The organism is Streptomyces sp. ADMS, assembly GCF_033441795.1.
Taxonomy (GTDB): domain Bacteria; phylum Actinomycetota; class Actinomycetes; order Streptomycetales; family Streptomycetaceae; genus Streptomyces.
The window spans coordinates 1-1,708 of record NZ_JAVFVX010000295.1; the positions used below are offsets into that span (position 1 = coordinate 1).

1 protein-coding gene and 1 riboswitch are annotated in these 1,708 nt (G+C 70.2%); the gene reads right to left on the reverse strand.

The window, feature by feature from the left end; all coding sequences use genetic code 11:
* Positions 1 to 151, reverse strand: a riboswitch (cyclic di-AMP (ydaO/yuaA leader). This riboswitch is flagged as partial in the annotation.
* A gap of 210 nt (positions 152 to 361) precedes the next feature.
* On the reverse strand, positions 362 to 1,486 hold the full coding sequence (locus RB628_RS40485) for a PP2C family protein-serine/threonine phosphatase (RefSeq protein ID WP_318325645.1): 1,125 nt from the start codon (positions 1,484 to 1,486) through the stop codon (positions 362 to 364).
* Positions 1,487 to 1,708 lie beyond the last annotated feature (222 nt).

Genomic DNA, 1,708 nt, shown 5'->3' on the forward strand with positions numbered 1-1,708 from the left:
TTCCTTCTCGCCTACCGGGTTAGCTGACGGGTTCGGAGCAGGAAGGTCTCCTACGCGCGTATACCTGCCGTGTTGCCACGGAGGCGGACGAGCGATTCACCCCAAGTTGGTGGTTCCCCGGTTCCCTCGCGGGATTCGGCGCGTGCGCACGGAGTCGTCTCTTGTGACGACTGGGACAACCGCGCTGCGTTATCGAACGTTAATAGACGCGGCCACCGGATTCCAAGCTGTTCCAGTTGATCGTTAAGGCTTTTCCCGAGGACTTTCCGGGTCACCACTGGTGAAAATCGGGCGAGTTGACGCTCCCCAGGTAACTCCTGAGTTTTGACTGTGTGTCAGATGTTGCGCGGAACGAGATCACTCACTCACTTTCGGTGAGAGTCGATGCCGACGGCCGTCGTACGGCGAGCAGCGCCATGTCGTCCGTGGTCCCGCCGCGCGTGTGCCGACGCGCCTCGTCCGCGAGGGTGGCGAGCAGGGTGACCGGAGCGCGGAAGACTCGGCCGGTGAGCCGGGCGGCCGGGTCGAAGAAGACGCCGTGCTCGTCGCGGGCCTCGGACAGTCCGTCGGTGTGCAGGAGCAGCGTCGCGCCGGCGGGGAAGGGGGTCTCCTGCACGTGGTCGGGCCAGGTGCCGAGGTCGCCCATGCCGAGCGGCAGGGCCGGTTCGGGCGGGGTGAGGATGCGCAGACCGCCGTCGGCGGCGAGGAGCAGGGGCGGGGGGTGGCCGCGGTTGACGATGCGTACGATCCCGCCGCCGTGCGGGAGTTCGGCGAGGACGGCGGTGGTGAAACCCTCGGCGGCTTCGAGGCCGTCGCGCCGGGTGCCCTCGCGGGCGAGAGCCCGTTCCAGCCGCTGGGCGACCGCCTCCAGGGTCGCTTCCTGCTCGGCGGCCTCCCGGAACGCCCCGATGACGACGGCGACGGCCGCCACGGCCCCCATCCCCTTGCCCCGCACGTCCCCGAGGACGACCCGCACGCCGTACGGGGTGTCCTGCACGGCGTACAGGTCGCCGCCGATGAAGGCGCCCTCCTGTGCGGCCTCGTAGCAGGCGGCGACCTCGAAACCGCCGATGCGCGCGTCCGGTTCGGGCAGTACGGCGCGTTGCGCGGCCTCGGCGATCTCGCGGGCCGAGGCGAGGCGCCGGTCGCCCCGGCGGACGACCTGGTTGATGACGACGGCCAGGACGGCGACCGTGGCCACGGTGACCGTCTCGGTGATCGTGTCCTCGTCCGCGGCGAACCCGTAGCGGACGTGGACGACGTACTCGGCGAGGAGGGCGGCCGTGCCGGTGACCGCCGTGGTGCGCAGCGAGGAGAGCGGGGCGGCGATGAGCGGGGCGGCCGTGAAGAAGGGGACCGCTGTGAAGTGGCGCGGGGTGGCGTAGTCGTAGACGATCCCGGCGACGATCAGCAGCGCGGGCAGAACGACGACGAGGGTGCGTACCCGGGAGATCACCGTCTCCGCCGGCTCTCCCGACCGTGCCACTCGTCTCGTCTCCCGCCGGATCACCCGCCCCGCCCTGTCCCGTCCGTCCCGTCCAGGTTTCCGGGAGCGGGCAGGGCGGGCGAGCCGGGTGGACCGACCGGGCTAAGGAGCATCAGGGAACGACTCGGGGCCGGAAACCAGTTCTCATGGTTTCCGGCCCCGGGCCTTCAGTAGCGGGGACAGGATTTGAACCTGCGACCTCTGGGTTATGAGCCCAGCGAG